This is a genomic window from Arthrobacter sp. P1_A5 (assembly GCF_056406825.1).
In genome coordinates this window covers 12,491-29,517 of the sequence record NZ_JBFTZL010000026.1, presented here as the reverse complement: position 1 = coordinate 29,517, position 17,027 = coordinate 12,491, and the positions used below count along the sequence as shown (strand labels likewise).

16 protein-coding genes are annotated in these 17,027 nt (G+C 64.5%); 7 read left to right on the top strand and 9 right to left on the bottom strand.

All coding sequences use genetic code 11. The annotated features are described in order from the left end of the window. Positions 1-28 precede the first annotated feature (28 nt). From AC1D1S_RS06835 to cls, 4 genes are all read left to right on the top strand, one after another. Positions 29-523, top strand: a complete 495-nt coding sequence (locus AC1D1S_RS06835) for a tripartite tricarboxylate transporter TctB family protein (protein WP_476994065.1) — start codon at positions 29-31, stop codon at positions 521-523. Between the two features lie 9 nt (positions 524-532). Continuing rightward, positions 533-2,065, top strand: a complete 1,533-nt coding sequence (locus AC1D1S_RS06830; RefSeq protein ID WP_476994064.1) for a tripartite tricarboxylate transporter permease — start codon at positions 533-535, stop codon at positions 2,063-2,065. Further along, complete coding sequence (locus AC1D1S_RS06825; RefSeq protein ID WP_459385017.1) at positions 2,062-2,466, top strand: universal stress protein; 405 nt, start codon at positions 2,062-2,064, stop codon at positions 2,464-2,466. Before AC1D1S_RS06830 ends, AC1D1S_RS06825 begins: the two co-directional genes overlap by 4 nt. 384 nt (positions 2,467-2,850) lie before the next feature. Continuing rightward, complete coding sequence (gene cls, locus AC1D1S_RS06820; RefSeq protein WP_308197205.1) at positions 2,851-4,317, top strand: cardiolipin synthase; 1,467 nt, start codon at positions 2,851-2,853, stop codon at positions 4,315-4,317. A 62-nt stretch (positions 4,318-4,379) separates the two neighbouring features. Here the strand turns inward: cls and AC1D1S_RS06815 are convergent, their stop codons facing one another. From AC1D1S_RS06815 to AC1D1S_RS06790, 6 genes are all read right to left on the bottom strand, one after another. After that, complete coding sequence (locus AC1D1S_RS06815; protein WP_476994063.1) at positions 4,380-5,066, bottom strand: TM2 domain-containing protein; 687 nt, start codon at positions 5,064-5,066, stop codon at positions 4,380-4,382. A gap of 135 nt (positions 5,067-5,201) precedes the next feature. Next, a complete protein-coding gene (locus AC1D1S_RS06810) occupies positions 5,202-6,503 on the bottom strand; it encodes a wax ester/triacylglycerol synthase domain-containing protein (RefSeq protein ID WP_476994062.1) in 1,302 nt (433 codons plus the stop codon). 269 nt (positions 6,504-6,772) lie between these two features. Then, positions 6,773-7,321: a hypothetical protein gene (locus AC1D1S_RS06805; protein WP_476944646.1), complete on the bottom strand. Its 549-nt coding sequence runs from the start codon at positions 7,319-7,321 to the stop codon at positions 6,773-6,775. 2 nt (positions 7,322-7,323) lie between these two features. Further along, a complete protein-coding gene (locus AC1D1S_RS06800; RefSeq protein WP_476994061.1) occupies positions 7,324-7,881 on the bottom strand; it encodes a hypothetical protein in 558 nt (185 codons plus the stop codon). A 131-nt stretch (positions 7,882-8,012) separates the two neighbouring features. Continuing rightward, the gene (locus AC1D1S_RS06795; RefSeq protein WP_476994060.1) at positions 8,013-10,232 is read right to left on the bottom strand and encodes a transglycosylase domain-containing protein; all 2,220 of its coding nucleotides are present in this window, start codon (positions 10,230-10,232) and stop codon (positions 8,013-8,015) included. Positions 10,233-10,246: 14 nt separating this feature from the next. Then, on the bottom strand, positions 10,247-10,753 hold the full coding sequence (locus tag AC1D1S_RS06790; RefSeq protein ID WP_476994059.1) for an LURP-one-related/scramblase family protein: 507 nt from the start codon (positions 10,751-10,753) through the stop codon (positions 10,247-10,249). Between the two features lie 233 nt (positions 10,754-10,986). On the opposite strand from AC1D1S_RS06790, the gene AC1D1S_RS06785 reads away from it, so the two are divergent. Continuing rightward, entirely contained in the window at positions 10,987-11,487 is a 501-nt protein-coding gene (locus tag AC1D1S_RS06785) for a TetR/AcrR family transcriptional regulator (protein WP_476994058.1), read from the top strand. Positions 11,488-11,489: 2 nt separating this feature from the next. Here AC1D1S_RS06785 and AC1D1S_RS06780 read toward each other — a convergent pair whose 3' ends face one another. Next, positions 11,490-12,422 (bottom strand): alpha/beta fold hydrolase, encoded by a 933-nt coding sequence (locus AC1D1S_RS06780; protein ID WP_476994057.1) that lies wholly within the window; start codon positions 12,420-12,422, stop codon positions 11,490-11,492. A 488-nt stretch (positions 12,423-12,910) separates the two neighbouring features. Next, the gene (nicT, locus tag AC1D1S_RS06775; protein WP_476994056.1) at positions 12,911-14,020 is read right to left on the bottom strand and encodes a Nickel transporter NicT; all 1,110 of its coding nucleotides are present in this window, start codon (positions 14,018-14,020) and stop codon (positions 12,911-12,913) included. Between the two features lie 207 nt (positions 14,021-14,227). On the opposite strand from nicT, the gene AC1D1S_RS06770 reads away from it, so the two are divergent. Together AC1D1S_RS06770 and AC1D1S_RS06765 are read left to right on the top strand one after the other, a co-directional pair. After that, positions 14,228-14,743, top strand: a complete 516-nt coding sequence (locus AC1D1S_RS06770) for a mycothiol transferase (RefSeq protein WP_476994055.1) — start codon at positions 14,228-14,230, stop codon at positions 14,741-14,743. Positions 14,744-14,755: 12 nt separating this feature from the next. Continuing rightward, entirely contained in the window at positions 14,756-15,874 is a 1,119-nt protein-coding gene (locus tag AC1D1S_RS06765; protein WP_476994054.1) for an aminotransferase class V-fold PLP-dependent enzyme, read from the top strand. 48 nt (positions 15,875-15,922) lie between these two features. On the opposite strand, the gene AC1D1S_RS06760 is transcribed toward AC1D1S_RS06765, so the two are convergent. Then, the gene (locus AC1D1S_RS06760) at positions 15,923-16,963 is read right to left on the bottom strand and encodes a Gfo/Idh/MocA family protein (RefSeq protein WP_476945298.1); all 1,041 of its coding nucleotides are present in this window, start codon (positions 16,961-16,963) and stop codon (positions 15,923-15,925) included. Positions 16,964-17,027 lie beyond the last annotated feature (64 nt).

Genomic DNA, 17,027 nt, shown 5'->3' with positions numbered 1-17,027 from the left:
CGCCCCCCAAGCTCCCGGGGACGACGTTCTGGAGGACCTCACGCCGGAGCAACTCGCCGCGCAGTGGGAGGAAGAGAAGYCGCCCGCCGCCGGAGCGCTGGCAAATGCGGCATCCTCCTTAGTGGTTCTCGGCGTCGGCACCGGCGCCCTGGTCCTGTCCGTTGCCATGGGCCTCGGCACTCCGGCAGCGCCGGAGCCCGGGCTGTGGCCGTTCATGATCAGCTGCGTCATGGTGGTCCTGGGCCTCTTCCAGTTGACCGTCGGGCGGCACAACCGGGACGCGGAGAAGTTCACCCGCATGTCCTCCGCACCCCTGACAGGGCTCGTCACCCTCGCCRCCATGGTCGCGCTGATGCCGGCCATCGGTTTTGAATTGCCCGCCCTCGTCCTGTGCATCATCTGGATGCGCTTCCTCGGCGGCGAAACGTGGCGCTCCACCCTGCTGGTAAGCGCGATCGTCGTGGCGGCGTTCTACGGAATCTTCGTCCTTGCGCTCAACACCTCCATTCCCCACCTCTTCTAGGAGAACCCCGTGGATTTTCTAAATCCCGTGATCAACGGATTCGCCGTTGTCCTGGAGCCGAGCAACCTCCTCTACTGCCTGATCGGCGTCGTCATCGGCATGTTGATCGGTGTCCTGCCCGGTCTGGGGCCCGCGGCAACCATCGCCATCCTGCTGCCGCTGACCTACAACGTCGAACCCGTCACCGCCATCATCATGCTCGCGGGCATCTTTTACGGCGCACAGTACGGCGGCACCATCACCTCCGTGCTCCTGAGGCTTCCCGGCGAAGCCTCGTCCGTGGTGACCGTCTTCGACGGCTACCAGATGGCCAAACAGGGGAAGGCCGGTACCGCACTCGGCCTGGCGTCCATCGGCTCGTTCATCGGCGGCACCGCCTCAATCGTTGGCTTGACCTTCCTGGCGCCCGTCGTGGCGAGCTTTGCCCTCGACTTCGGCCCGGCCGAATACTCGGCGCTCGCACTGCTCGGCATCCTGTTGGTCGCCACCATCAGCAACGGTGCCAAGACCAAGGCACTCATCGCCGCCGCCGTCGGCTTGCTGCTGGCAACGGTCGGCCGGGACATCTTCACCGGCGAAAGCCGCTTCACCTTCGGCAACCTGGAACTGGCCGACGGAATTGATTTCGTGCCGATCGCCATGGGCATCTTCGGCCTGGGCGAAATCCTCTACAACCTCGAAGAGCGGCACCGCGCCGCCAAGGCGCCGTCCAAGGTCACGAACGTCTGGCCATCACGGACCGATCTCACGCAGGCCTYCGGCGCGATCGCCCGCGGTTCTGTCCTCGGGTTCTTCCTCGGCATTTTGCCCGGTGGCGGCGCCACCATCGCATCGATGGCCTCCTATGCGATGGAGAAGAAGCGCGCCAAGCAGCCGGAACGGTTCGGTAAAGGGGCCCCGGAGGGCGTCGCTGGACCGGAAACCGCCAACAACGCCGCAGCAACGTCGTCGTTCATCCCGCTGCTGACCCTCGGAATCCCGGCTAACGCCACCATGGCCCTGATGTTCGGTGCCCTGCTGATCCAGGGTGTGACGCCGGGCCCGCAGTTGGTGGAGCAGGACCCCGGGCTGTTCTGGGGCGTGGTCAACTCCATGTACATCGGCAACATCCTGTTGCTGATCATGAGCCTGCCCCTCGTCGGAATCTTCGTGAAAATCCTCCGCGTCCGCGCCGCGATCCTGGCGCCGGTCACCGCCCTCATCACGCTGCTCGGTGCCTACACCATCAACAACAGCATGTTCGATGTGACGCTCGTCGTGGTGTTTGGGATCGTGGGATACCTGATGAAGAAGTTCGGCTTTGAACCCGGTCCGCTGGTCCTGGCGTTCGTCCTCGGGTCCCTGCTGGAGAGCTCACTGCGCCGTTCACTTCTCGTGTTCGGCGGCGATCCCACGGGCTTCTTCACCCGACCCATCTCCGCGACGCTGCTCATCGTGTTCGTCCTGGTAGCTGTGCTCCCGGGCATCCGGACTCTGCTGGCCAAGAGGACGACGGCGCCAAGCGAACAGCCCATCACCACGAAAATCAAGGAGAAGGTATGAGCATCATCGTCGGATTCGTCCCCACACCGGCAGGGGAGGCCGCGCTGACCGCCGGCATTGCCGAAGCCATGCTCAGGAACGAAGACCTGGTGATCGTCAACTCCGCCCGCGAAGGCGCCCTGGTGGACAAAGCCGTTGCCGGCTCCGACATCCTGGAGCAGGCCGGCCGCCGGGCCACGGAGGCCGGAATCAGGGCAACGGTGATCCAGCCGCCGTACCGTGACGACCTTGCCGATGAATTCCTGGACGTCGCCCGCGAGGTCAACGCATCCCTGATTGTCATTGGCCTGCGGCACCGCTCACAGGTCGGCAAATTCATCCTGGGCAGCCACGCCCAGCGCATCCTCATGCAGGCGGACCGGCCCGTCCTTGCCGTGAAGGCGGACGGGGCCCTCTCCTAGAAAGCTCTCGCGGCTCTCAAAGGGTGGACGGGCCGGACCCCCCTAGGTGGGGTCCGGTCCGTTTGCTTGAGCGCGGGCGCGCAGCCACCACGGGCCATGGCAGTCGCCTGCCGGCCCAGCTGGTCGAACACGACTCGGAGCTCGCGCCATGCATTTCCGGAATTTCACCCGCAGCGGGTGAGGCCCATGCCGGACCTAATGCAAACAATGGTCATACCCTCCAAAGGCAGGGCTGAGGGACATGCCGTCCCGGAAACGAGAACGCATCTTTGAGAGCAGGAAAAGCAAATGAGTTTCCGGGAAGACTATTGGGATATTTTGACGGAACCAAGAGCCGGGTGCTGGTCTGACGGCGTTCGTGCCTTGAAGTACGTTTAGGCAGCCGTGCGCGGATCCTTCCAGGACGCTGAAACTTTTGCCTTGCTCCTGCTGGCGGCCCACATACTACTCGTGACCGTCGCAGCTGTCCTGGTGTCGATGAATCGCCGTCCATCCTCTGCTATTGCCTGGGTGCTCGCCATAATTTTCATACCGATCCTTGGTGCCGTCGCATATTTCTTTGTTGGTTACTCGAAACTGCCCAAGGCGCGCAGGGACAAGCAGCGCGAAGTCAACGCTCTGGTCCTGGCCCGGACTGAAGGCAGCCCGTTCATAAGCCGCGGCCTTGATTGGCCGGAATGGCTGCATTCGGCGGTGGTGTTGAACAGCAACCTTGGGGCGCTCCCTATGGTCGCGGGCAACAGTGCGACCCTGTTGGGCGACTACAACGGAGCTTTCGATGCCATGATCGCTGATATTGATTCGGCCACAAGTTATGTGCACGTGGAGTTTTACATCCTCGTGCTGGACGCAACGACAGAGCCGTATTTTCAGTCGCTGGCCCGGGCACGACGGCGCGGCGTTGACGTGCGGGTTCTGTCCGATCACCTGGCTGGCCTGAAGTTCCCCGGCCGGAAAGAAACCTTGGAGTTCCTCCAGGAGATAGGGGCGGAATATCGCCCCATGCTGCCGGTGCGGCCTTGGCGTGGCGAATGGCAGAGGCCGGACCTGCGCAATCACCGGAAGATCTGCGTCGTCGATGGCCGCGTGGGATTCACGGGGTCCCAGAACCTCATCGACGCGAGCTACGACACGAAGGGCAACCTGAAGCGCGGGCTTCAGTGGCACGAACTGATGATGCGCGTTGAGGGACCAGTGGTCCGGGAGCTGGATGCGGTCTTCGCGACGGACTGGTACAGCGAAGCGGGTGTGATACTGCCACTGGATTCCAGCGCCATCGGCGTCAGCCATCATTCTGCGCTCGTCGACGCGCAAGTCCTGCCCAGTGGCCCCAGCTTCGACAACGACAACAATTTGAAGCTCTACGCGACGCTTATCCACAAAGCTGAGCGCCGCGTCAGCATCACCAGTCCATACTTTGTCCCGGACGAATCCATCCTGATGGCTATTGTCACGGCAGCCGCGCGGGGGCTAAGCGTCGAGCTCTTTGTTTCCGAGGTCGGTGACCAGAGCATGGTCTATCACGCGCAGCGTTCGTACTACGAAGCACTGCTCCGCGCGGGCGTCAGGATTTACCTTTACCGGGCACCGAAGGTGCTGCACTCCAAGCACTTCACTATTGACGAGGAAGTTGCGGTGATTGGGTCCAGCAACATGGATGTGCGTTCCTTCAGCCTCAACATGGAGGTATCCGTACTTGTGCACGGGCGCGATTTTGTGGACGCCATTCGCGGGATCGAAGACGGGTACCGCGTGGAAAGCCGCGAGCTGCAGCTCGAAGACTGGATCCGGCGGCCCGTAGCCCAAAAAGTATTCGACAATCTGGCGCGCCTGACCGCGTCCCTTCAATAGGGAACGGTCAGGTCCCAGTCCTTCCCCGCGGTCGGCCCGGTGTGTCACGGCGCACCGTGACGCTACCCGGAGGGCCGGTATTCCTGGGCCGTAAGGTGCCAGACGGCTCCGGTTGTGCTGACTATCAGCGCGTATGTCCCCGGAGCCAGGCTGATGCCGATCGCCCCGGCGCCGGCCTTGGCCAGGGACAACACGGTGAGGGCCGGTCCATTCACGGGCTGGAGATAGGCAATGGCGGCGCCGGTGAAGGTGTACTCGATGTGAAGCCTGCCGGTGAGGGTTACGAGTGCGCCCGGGGGTTTCGTGCCGGAGGCCTCCGCGACGGTGACCCATTCTTTCACCGGGGGCGGCGGGGCCGGATGCAGCACTGCGTTTATCGCGGCAACTGTGGCGGTGACAGTCCCGGTGACGGGGGCGGCGCTGACGCAGACCACCGCACCGGCGAGGGTGACGACCAGGGCAGTCGAGGCCAGACGCAGGCCGCGTCGCAGGGAGTTGGTCCCGGCCAACGGCATGGATGCCCCGTCGGCGGCGTACTCATTGGTGATCCGGAATAGGTCAATGAGCCACCAGATGCCGGCGCCGCCCAGCGTCAACAGCTTCAAGGTGCCGGTAACCGGCTTGTGGAGGTAGAACCTGTCCGCGCCGCTGAAGCCCAGGAACAATGCCAGCAGCCACGCCGTGCGCAGGGAACGCATCGGCGGCAGTTCACCGTCGAAGACAAGCCCGTACTGCTCGGTCCTGGGCACATTCCCGATTCTGGAACAGCCACGTCCGGATGTCCACAGGCATCCGGTGTGCGCTCGGYCAGTCCCTTAGGATCCACACGCGGAGAATGCGCCGAGCCGACGGCTCTTCATGAACGGATATCCTCGGGTCGAAGCTTATGAAGGCCCAGTCACCATCAGAGCTTCAAGGGCGCTGGAAAGTTCGTCACGCAGTCCTGTCAGGTCCGGGCAAGTCTCGGGATCGGCGACAGTGGTGATGGTCAGCGTGCCGGCGTAGGAGAGGACTGCAAAGGCAACCGTTACGTTGCCGCTGATCGCTCCGAGTGGAATGATCCCGGTTACCGGCCTGCCCGCGACCACCAAGGCGCGTTCGGGCCCCCGCAGGTTCGTGACGAATGTATGGACAAGGTGTTGGTGGTCTATGACGAAGCGGTAGGCGCCAAGGTGCGCTGCGACCCGGGATATGGGGCCGATGATTGCAGTGGAGGCTCCGGGAGGCCGCTGCTTGACACTCCTCATCGTTGCGGCAACGGCTGCCACCCGTCCCTTGGCCGGACCGACCGCGGGAACGGTCACCGGGATGATGCCGCTCCGGTTCCCCAGATAGGTGATTGTCGTGTGGCGGCGTGCAGAAAACAGCACGGAGATGACGAACTCTTCGACATATTCGCCCCGTGCCAGGAGCAGGCGGTGCAGGGCTGTCGCGACGGCGGTGAGGATGAGATCGTTGACCGTCGCTCCCTGCATGTGCGCGGCGGTTCTGACTGCCTCCATGTCGCAGCGGAGGACGGCAAGCGTCCGTTGCGGACCTGTCGGGCGGTTGAGTGAGGTGCGGGCAGCCCGGGGTTTGCCCGTCTGCCGCAGTTCGGAGGCTCCGGCGGCTGCGGTCCGCAGTGCGGACGGGAGCCGGGCCAGTGCGTTGACTCGGCTCCTTGCAGCATCAATGGCCAGGTACAGCGCCGAGTATGGAATCTCTGGCTCCCGGCGACCATTCCACCCGGCTTCCGCGGCTGCCAGGGCCTCCAGGACGGCGAGACCTCCAATTCCATCTGTGAGGACATGATGAAAGACGAAAACAAGCGCTGACAGGTCCGGGCTTACGCCGGTGATGAGCTTGGCTGACCAGAGAGGACGGTCGCGGGACAGCGGCGCAGCGAGCATTTCGGCCGCAATGTTCAGCACCGCTTCCTCACCGCCGGGCGCCGGACAGGCGATCACGCCCAGATGGTGTGCCGGATCAAAGCCGGAATCATCCGCCCAAATGGGCCGCCCGCAGCCGAAGGGGACAGAGACCAGCCGCTGGCGCAGCCGGGGGACAGTGCCGAGCCGACGCGCCAGTGCTTCCAGGAGGGGTGCCGAATCTTCGCTGCCTTCCGTGCTGAGCATGAGGATGGCCCCGACTTGCATTGGCGCTGAGCCGATGTCCGCGTCCAAGGACATCATGTCCTCGGCGCTCACCCTGTCAACATGTTGTCTTGGCGTCATTTTCGGTCCCCGGAACCAGATCTCTGAATTCTCTGCACTCCTGGGAGGGAAGAAGACAGCAACCCACAAGTTCTTGAGCAGAGACAGCCGGCGACCCGACGTGGTCGTCATGTCCTCACTGTTGGGCGTATGGGGCCCAGAGGATAGGGCAGAACGTCCCGCTTGCCCGTTCTGCGTAACCGAGGAGGCAGCCCCCAGCGGGCGCTGAATGATTTGGAGCAACCGGCGGCAGGCTCCCGCCGCTAGGACGCTTTCGCGCTGGTGGTACCGGGGCCGGCGTTGACTGCTGCCGCCACCAGGCGGTCGAAGCTGGCGGTTCCGTTCTCCGGAGGCACAACCGTGAAGACCGCAACCCATTTCTCGGGGGCATGTTTCTCCAGCGTTGACGCCCGGGCCACATGCAGGTTCAGCCCGGGTACGCCGCTGACAAGGAGCGGAAGCTGCTCGCCGGTCTTGGTCATGTGCCGGAATTGCCTGACCGACAATTGGTCACCCGGGCTGCTCGTGACCTCTGCGAGGGTGTCATTGATCCTCTTGGTCAGCCCCCGCATGAAGCGCTGCTGGGCCATGACCGTGCGCACCGTCAGAAGCGCGGCGAAGAAGAGGGTGAACAAAACCAGGGCACCGAAACTTCTGAGGAAGGGCAGAAAGATCATCAGGAACAGGCACACGATCAGCCCCAAAATACTCGACATGACGAACTTGAAGACGGGGTTTTCGCCCGGTTTCTTTGACCAGCGAACGAGGGCGACGATGTCCTTCCGGGGCTGATCGCGCCGTGAAATTTCCATGATTAGTACCCCTTCACTTCCATGAGCGCTTCGGCCAGGATGATTGCCTCGCGTGCTTCCTTGAGATCGCCCAGTAACCCCATATCGAGAATGGCTCCTTTGGCGGCGGTGGAGCCGGCGATTTCGGAAAAGATGCTGCTCAACTTTTCGCGGTCCTGTGACAGCATCCGGGACGACGTCAGCTTAATTCTGCTCAGCTCAAGCTCCAGCAATGACTTGTCGATGGCCTCACGACGCCCTTGCATGACCGCCAGCTTCTCGGTGACACGCTGGACACGGCCCCGGAGCATTGCTTCCATCTTTCCTGCCACGACGTGGAGCTCGCACAGCGCGGTGTAGGACTGCGGGGTCCCCGAGTGAACGGCGAGCTGCTCACCGACGTAATGGCGCCGTCGTTCCCATTTCCGAACGGCGGACTCAGATGGTCCCAAGAGGAGGGARACGGCTGCCAGTGCTTTGTCCAGCGACGCGGCCCGGGTGCTCAGGCTGCTGGTGGCGGCGTCCAGCCTCGACAGGAACGCGTCGTAGTTGTCGTGAGGCTGGGCGCTATCGGGATTCATGAGCCACCCGCGCGCGGTGGCGCGATTCCCCTCGCCGGAAATTGGCCCCGTCTCCCATGGCAAGAGGATAGAGGCTCCGGCCCCTGTTGGCATAGAGCGCGGCATTGGATCCAGAGCATTTCGGGCCAGTGTCAGCGACACAACGCGCTATTAAAACCGGGGAAGCACGGCGTGCGGGTCGTAGGGGGCGTGCGGCTCGCGGAGGGCGTCCGGGTCATGGACTCCGGCGGCGCCGGGAAGGGGGCGGTGGGGTAGTACCCGGCGACCTGCAGCATGTAGTTCGCCCACTGCGGGCCGGCGAGCATGTACCCGTCAATGGCCTTGTAGAACTTGCCGTTGACGGTGATGTTCTGCCCGGGCCGCTTCTGGCCCTCTAAGGCGTCGCCGAAGAAGGAAGCCGTCGCGAGGCCGCTTGTGTAGCCCACCACCCAGGTGGCGCCATTGGTATTGGACGTGCCCGTCTTGGCCGCGACCGGGAACCGCTCCTGGACCTTGGGCTTGATGTAAACGCCGGACCCGCGTTTCAGCACGTCCTGCAGCACGGCGTTCACGCCGCGGGCGACCTCGGGCTTGATCGCCCTGTGACAGGCGCTGGTCTCGGCCGGCAGTTTCTGTCCCCCCGCGTCGTTCACTGCCGAAATGGCAATCGGTGCGCAGTAGTTTCCGTCGTTGGCGAAGGTGGCAAACGCGTTGGCCAGATGGAGCGGCGCCACGCCGATGGCGCCCAGCAGGTTGCCCAGCTGGTGCATGTTCACCCGGGCGTTGTCCACGCCGCTGTGGATCCCTGCGGCGTCCACCATCTTCTGGATGCCGCAGAAATCTAGCTGAGTGGCCTCGGCGAAGGTGGCGGTGTTGATGGAGTTGTAGAGACCGTAGTTGACGGGCATCCTGCGGTAGTACCCGGGGTCGTTGTTCTGCAGGTCATCCGCGGCGCCGAGCTGTTTTTGGCTGGTGCTGTAGGCGCCGAGCACCCTGCCGCAGCTGGACCTCCATGGAAACCCGAGGGGATAGGACCGCCTGGAGGCGTCCACCATGGCGGTCAGGGATTTGCCCTCGTTGAGCCATTCGGCAAACGTGAACGGTTTCATGGTGGAACCGGGCTGGAATCCGCCGGCGCCGTTGAGATCGTTGCCGTTGGCGTCCTTGGAATCGACGTTGAAGTTCAGTTGCGTGTCGAATTTGCCAGGTGCCGGGAGAAACACGGTGTTTTGCGCCATCGCCAGGATCTTGCCGGTGCCGGGTGCGATGGAGACCATCGCGGCGCCCCATTTGTCCGGGTTCGCCCCGGCCGTGGCATCGACCTGCGCCTGCGCGGCCAATTGGAGCCGGCTGTCCAGGGTGGTGGTGATGGTCAGGCCGCCGCGGAACAGCTTCCGCTCGCGTTCGCCAATATCCGCGCCGTAGGCCGGGTTGTTGAGAATGAGGTGGGAAACGTAGTCGCAGAAGTACGGTGCCATTTCCGCGCCGGCGCACCCCTGCCTCCCGGGGGTGATCTTGAGATCCACCGGGGCGGCCACGGCCGCATCGTGCTGCGCTTGGGTGATGGCGCCATAGCTGAGCATCTTGGCGAGAACCTGGTTGCGCCGCTGGACGGCGCTTTCCGGATGGACGTCAGGATTGTAGAAACTGGGGCTGTTCACGAGGCCTGCCAGCAGGGCAGCCTGCGGCAGGGTGAGATCCTTGGCAGTGGTGTTGAAGAAGTAGCGGGACGCGGCTTCGATGCCGTAGGCGTCACGGGCGAAAAACACGATGTTCAGGTACCCCTCCAGGATCTGATCCTTGGTGTATTTCTTTTCCAGTTCGACGGCGAGCTTCATCTCGCGGATCTTGTCGGCCATGCTCTTTTGCCCGTTGAGGACAATCTGGTCGCCCTTGTCCGCCGACACGAGGGATTCGTTGAGCACGTTGGTGACGTACTGCTGGGTCAGGGTGGAGGCACCCTGCCTGCCGCCGTCGGTCAGGTTGGACACCAGCGCCCGGAGAATCCCCTGGGGGTCAATGCCGGCATGTTCGTAGAAGCGGCGGTCCTCGATCGCGACGATCGCGTCCTTGATGTACGGGGACATCTGGTCGAGCCGGACCTTCACGCGGTTTTCAGCATAGAAGGTGGCGATCGGTTTCCCGTCGGCGGTGAGCACCCTGGTCGATTCCGACGGCGGATCAACTGTCAGTTCCGAGGGGAGGCTGTTGAACAATTTGATCGAGTCGCTGACGGCGACGCCGGTCGCGGCCACCGTGGGGACCAGAAGGCTGGCGGCCAGGACGCCGCAAACCGCGCTCGCCGTCAGGAAGCCGAACAGCCTCCACAGGGTCGCGGCTACTAGGGATCCGGTGCTTTTCCTGGGCGACATGGTGCCTGGACAGGCTAGGTCAAGGAGTCGATGGCGACGGTGATCGCCAGGAGGAGCGGGACGTCCTCGCCGCCCGCGATTTCGACGCCGTAGGACTCGCGCACGCGGAACCACTTCTTGGAGATCGTGGCGACCGTATGGCCGTCGCGCTCGATCTCGTACTCGTGGTCGACGATGTTGCCGTGTGCCTTCATGTCGGGGCCGCCTTGAACGTCGATCGAGAAGCGGTCCCGGAGCCCTACCAGGGCCTTGTGAACCGTCGCGGCGGTGTCGCCGCCGCGTTCGATGGCCACCTTGTCCCGGACCGAGAGCTTGCGCTCCTGGATGCGCGCCACCTCGTTTCCCGAGGCGTCCTCCAAAACGAACGTGTCCCGGATTCGGACCGCCTTGCCGTTGACCTTGTAGGCGCGTTGGCCGTGGCTGTCTTCGATCCAGAAGTCGTCCCCGATCGACAGCAGTTTCTCGCGCATCTGAAACCGCTCGCCCATGGGTTCGTCATGCCGGTGCCGCAATAGTCCCATGCCCTGACCATAGGACCGCTCCGCCGGCCGGCACCTCACCCGAACCGGATGGTCCGGGCCGCTGAAGTGTTCTCGCTGGTAACCTGAACATCATTGTTTGAGTAGTCGAAGGGGCTGGGGTGCCGGTGCCGGAAGTGCAGAAAGAACGCACCAAGCGGGCGGACGCCGTCCGGAACAAAGACGCCATCATTGACGCCGCGTTGACACGCCTCAGTGACAATCCCGGGGCAAGCATGGCTGAAATTGCTCGGGTTGCGGGGGTGGGCAGGGTGACCCTCTACGGGCACTTCGCAGACCGGAAGGACCTGGTTGGCGCCGTGTTCGAGAGAGCCATGGACCGCGCCGAGGCCGAACTCGCCGCTGTAGACATCGAGCAAGACACCTGGAACTCCCTGCAGGAGATCGTCCAGTCATCCTGGCAGGTCCTCCATCAATTCAACGCGCTTTTGGCGGCGGCCGAACCATACCTCTCAGCCGACCAAATCAGGGCTCACCACGACAAGCCGCTGGCCCGGGTGATGTCGGTACTGGAAAAGGGCAGGAGTGAGGGGATCTTCCGTACTGATCATTCCCTCACGTGGCAGGCCGCCTGCTTCTACGCCATCCTCCACAGCGCGGCGGCCGAAATCCGGGCGGAACGACTGGATGAGGTGGCGGCGGCAAAGATCCTTCCGTCAACGATCCGGGCCCTCCTGGTCCCGCCGGACCTGCCGACCGATAAATCTCTCCACTAGATCTACTGGGTGCCGCCGTGGCGCAGGAACTCGGCGATCTTCGTTGCCATGGCCTTGGACTGCGTCCAGTGCAGGTAGTGCTCGCCCCCAAGGACCACCTGCTCGTGGCGCCGTACGTTGGCCAGCTGCCGTTCGTGCGCGCCGTACCAGTCCGGCTGCTGGTTCATCGTGTCCTGTGACAGGAAGTAGAGCACCGGAAGGGCGTCGGGGTAGCGGAGATCCTGGAGCTTGGCGGCATTCTCGCCCATCCGGAGAGTTTCATCAGTGACTGCCGGGTTGCCGAAGTTCCAGCTCGCTATCTGACGCATTTGTTGGCGTTCAGCTGCCGTGAAGCTGCCGCCGCCGGGTTCTCCAAAACCCAGCGCCGTGGCCCAGCGGACCAGGCCTGTGGTCGAGGGTGCATGCGCCCACCAGTAGTCCGCTGCAGGCACCTCGGCGTGGTCGGTGGTTCCGCCCGTAGACATCCTGCTGGCCGGGACGGTGGGGTCGATGCCGATAACGGCGGACACCTCCGCTGGATACTTGTTCGCGTAGTACAGCGTGGAAAAGCCGGCGATCGAGTGGCCCATGAGAGTGTAGGGCGCCCTGATGCCGAGCTTTGACAGCACTTCATGAAGTTCTTCGGCGATGTTTTCTACGGTCCTTGGCCGGGCAGTCRTGTCGCTTAAGCCGTAGCCGAATCCCTCAACAATCACTGTTCGGAAGCCGCGCATTTCCCGGACCAAGGGGGCAAAATCGAGCCCCGGGGCAGGGGTCCCGAGTCCACTGAGCAGCACGACCGTCGGCCCGGTCTCGCCGGTGCGGATGACATTGATGGTTCCCTCAATGAGGTGAACCTTTTCGCCGTATGCGACCGTGTGGGACTTTTCGATCTGTTCCAGGATGATATTGGCCGACGTCGAGGCGGCGAGCAAGCCGGCAACGCTCAGCGCCACCACCCCCGCCATGCGCAGGCCCCGCCTCCACCGACGCCTGCGGGGCGGATTGTCCAGGGCTGGGCGGGTAGGGCGCGGCATCATGGCAAGACTCCAGAACGAAGGAACTGAGGTAGGCGGTGCGACGTCTCCGCGCTGGGACCGGTCCGGTCAGGCACTTTTGTTGACCAAAATAAATTATACAGCGCTGTTTGAGATAAAGCTCTGGTTGATCATGCCCAAGCTTTTTACAACCCCCGCCCACACGCCATGAGAATCAATTCTGCCCGCGCAGCCGTAAGCCCCTGATCCTCACGGCCGGCTGGTTGGCGGTGGGCCTCCCGGCACCGGCCCGGCCATCGACCGCGCCGGAACGAGCCTGTCCGCCGTCGACCTCGCCGGAAGTCCCGTGCCCCAGGACGGGGACTGCAACGGGACGGCCGCTGCCGATTCGGGGGCCTACGAGTTCGACTCGCCCAGCTGCTGACCTACGTTGTGCCAGCATCGGCTCAGCTGGTGCCGGCGTGGCTCCAGCGCTGCTCGATCCGGCCAAATTTCCAGACGGCGAGCGCGATCAGCCAGATGATGACGAAGAGGCCGACGATGATGTACCCGACGTTTTCGAGGTCCAGCGAACCGATGGCGACCGCCGGCCCCGATTCGAGTCCCAACTTGTCCGCCACGAGCCCAAGCAGCACGGTGACACCGACCACCAGGGCCACAATCACCGAGAGCACCGTGACTGTGAGGTTGTAGAAGACCTTGCGGACCGGCTTCAGGAACGCCCACCCATAAGCCCTCGACATGAACACGCCGTCGGCGGTGTCGAAAATGCTCATTCCGGAGGCGAACAGCACCGGCAGGACCAGGATGGCGTACCAGGGCAGGGAGAAGGCCGCGGAACCGGCGGCGAGCACGAGCAGGGCTACCTGGGAGGCAGTGTCGAATCCCAGGCCCATCAGCAGACCGACGGGATAGATGTGCCATGGCTTGGTGATCCGCCGGATGGTTCCGCCGAGGAGCCTTGCCAGGAAGCCCCGGTTGTTGAGCTGGTGCTCAAGCTCAGCCTCGTCCAGTTCCCCGGTCCGCATTCCGCGGAACACCCGGGCGATGCCGACCACCGAGACGAGGTTCATCAGGCCGATCAGGATCAGGAACGTTCCAGCCACGACGCTTCCCACCAGTCCAAGCGTCTGCATCAGCGCCGAGTCCCCGTCCTGCACGGTGCCGGCCATGGCCCTCGCGCCGAGGGCCAGGAGCAGCGCCGCGCCGAACACCACGGTGGAGTGGCCCAGCGAGAACCAGAAGCCCACCCCCAGCGCGGCCTTTCCCTCGCCGACCAGCTTGCGGGTGGTGTTGTCGATGACGGCGATGTGGTCGGCGTCGAACGCGTGCCGCACCCCCAGCAGAAAGGCGGTAACGCCCAGCCCCACCCCGTACACGCCGGAGCGGCCCAGCGCGAAGTTCTGCGGAGCCACGGCCAGGGTCAGCACACTCCAGCCGACCACATTGAGCAGGAAGACGAAGCCGGTGATGCCGGCGAGATGGAACTTGTCCCGGCGTTCCCAGCGACTGGACGTCGCCCGAACCGGCTGCGCTACAGGCAACAAGTTGCTCATAATCCGTAAGGGTAGGCGCGGGGGTCGCCGCTGCCAAGACCTGGCGGACTGCGGAACTGCGCGTGGCCGTGTTGCCCCCCCGGCACCGTCTCCGCGTGCGCGGTTGGCACGGCGATGCCCGGCCCTATCCGCCGGTGCGGCCTCCATGCAAGCATGGGGATCACCGATCATGCACAGCACTCCGATCATGCACAGGGAGGGGACGCGATGAAATCCAATGAACTGCTGCTGGATGCCTTCGGCCGGATCCGTGAGACGGTGGACGCGGCCCTGGCCGGGGTTGATGATGCCACCCTGCTCCGACGGCCCGGAGGCAACGGGAATTCGATGGCCTGGCTCATCTGGCACCTCAGCAGGGTCGAGGACGCGCAAGTCGCCTCCGCCGCGGGCCTGGACCAGGTGTGGACCTCCGAGGGGTTTGCCGCCCGCTTCGGCCTGCCGCTCTCCAAACGGGACACCGGCTACGGCCATACGAGCGGCCAAGTGGACGCGGTGCAGGCACCGCCGGAACTGTTGCTCGAATACTACGAAGCCGTCCACCGGCAGACCGTGAACTTCCTGGAGAACCTCGGCGACGACGACTTCGACCGGATCGTCGATACCCGCTGGGACCCGCCGGTCACCCTCGGGGTGCGGCTGGTCAGCACGGTTGCCGACTGCCTCCAGCACGTGGGGCAGGCGGCCTACGCAAAGGGCCTGGACTCCGCGCGCGGGCACGGCTAGGAGGTCCCTGCCATGCAGGCGGCCGATATTCGCGGACTCTTCCCGGGCCTGCAGGAGACCATCTATCTCAACACCGCCTCGATGAACGTCGGCTGTGCACCCGCCCGCGAGGCCTACGAACTGGCCGTCGCGCGCTGGTCCGCCGGCAGGTTCGACTGGATGGATGCCGAGCGGGCAGGGGAGGAGGCACGCACCATATTCGCGGAGATCGTCGGGGCAACGGCGGGGGAGATCGCGATCGTCCCGGCCGTGAGCACAGCCGCCGGGATAGTGGCCGCCAACCTGCCGCCGGCGAAGCGCGGCGAGAACGTCGTGGTTGCAGGGAACGAATTCGCCTCGAACTATTACCCCTGGCTCCTGCTCCGCAACCGCGGCTACGAGGTCCGGGCCGTGGCACCGGGCGGTGACGTCATGACGGCCAAGGAATTTGGCCAGGCGGCCGACGGCGGCACCCGTCTCATCGCAGTGAGTGCCGTCCATTCGGCCAACGGCTACCGGGCGGACCTGGCCGCACTCAGCCAGGTTGCGGCCCGCTCCGGCGCCTGGTTCTTCGTCGACGCCTGCCAGGCCGCGGGCGCGGTGCCCCTGGATGTCGTGCGCGACGGCGTGGATTTCCTGGCCGCCGCGAGCCACAAGTTCCTGCTCGGCTCCAGGGGCATGGGCTACCTCTATGTCCGCAGCGGGCTGCTTRACCGGATCCAGCCCGTCGGTCCCGGCTGGAAGGCCGCGCGCAACCCGGCCGAGAGCTTCTACGGACCGGCCATGGACCTCTCACCCACGGCCTCGAAGCTCGACGCCTCCTTGGCCTGGTTTCCAGCCCTGGCCGAGCAGGMGGCGCTCGGCATCTTCCGCAGGTTCGGCATCGGGGCCCTGCTCGATCGCAACGCCCGGCTCACCCTGCGTCTTCAGGATGCCCTGGCGGCGCAGGGTTCCGCGTTCAGGCCGTTCGCCGAGCAGCACCGCTCCACGATCTTCTCCGTGCCGGTGACAGACACCGAGGCGGTCCTGGCGCGGTTCCGCCAGGCCAACGTGGTGGCATCGGTCCGGGAGGGCAGAATCCGGCTGGCGGTACATTTCTACAATCTGGATGAAGAACTCGATCGCGTGGCCGGGCTGATCGGGAGAGGGTGAGCGGCGGCGGTGCCTCTCATGGAAACTGGGGCCGCCCCAGCACCGGTACTAGGCGCGCCCGTGGTCCTTGTCGTCGCTGGCGTACGCGAGGCCGATCTGGCGCCGAACTTCGTCCATGGCCTCCATGACCTGAACGCTCTGCCGGGGCGGCAGGATGTCGGTGGCCATGGAGCCGGCCGCAATGAGCCGCTCCATTTCCTGCGCCTGGTATTGCATGCCGCGGCCGGTGACGGGTTCATCGAATCGCTCGACGACGTTTCCGTCGGCGTCGTATCTGGTGAAGGCCGACGGCGTGTACCAGACTGACGGGATCTCGATCCGGCCTTCGGTTCCGATGATCGAGGCCTGGTTTGGTCCTGCCGTGTCCAGCGCGCAGTGCAGCACGGCCTGCTGCCCGCCACCGTATTCGAAGATCATCGCGGTCTGCCGGTCAACTCCGGTTTCAGTCATGCTGGCCGCTGCCCGAATCCCGGTCGGCGCCCCGAAGACGTCGAAGGCGAAGGAGACGGGGTAGATGCCAAGGTCCAGGAGCGCTCCGCCGCCCAGCGCCGGGTCGTTGAGGCGGTGCGTCGGATCCTTGGGCAGATTCTGGTTGTGGTCAGCGATCACTGTGCGGACCTCGCCCAGGGCGCCGGACCGAATCAGCTCACGGATGCGGACCATGTGCGGAAGGTAGCGGGTCCACATGGCCTCAAGGGCGATCAGCCCTTTCGTCTCGGCGAGCTCCACGATCTCATGGGCCTGCCAGGCGTTCATGGCGAAGGGCTTTTCGATCAGCACGTGTTTACCGGCGTCAAGGGCCAACAGCGCATTCTCGTGGTGGAACGGGTGCGGCGTCGAAACGTAGACAACGTCGACGTCCGGGTCGGCCACGAGGTCCGCGTAGCTTCCATGGGACGTGGGGATCTGAAACCGGGCCGCGAACTCGGTCGCGGATGCCATGGTCCTGGAGCCGACGGCCTGGACCACCGAGCCGTTGTCGATCAGGTCCGGCGTTTGCAGCCCGGCGATGAACCCGGTGCCGAGAATTCCCCATCTGGCCCGGGGCGTGGAGAGACCTGCGGTGCCGGGTGTGGCCTGCTCTGACATGCGTTTGGGTTCCCTTCGACCATGCGGTCACGAAAGCATCGTGCGGCTCGTGGAGCGTCCACGG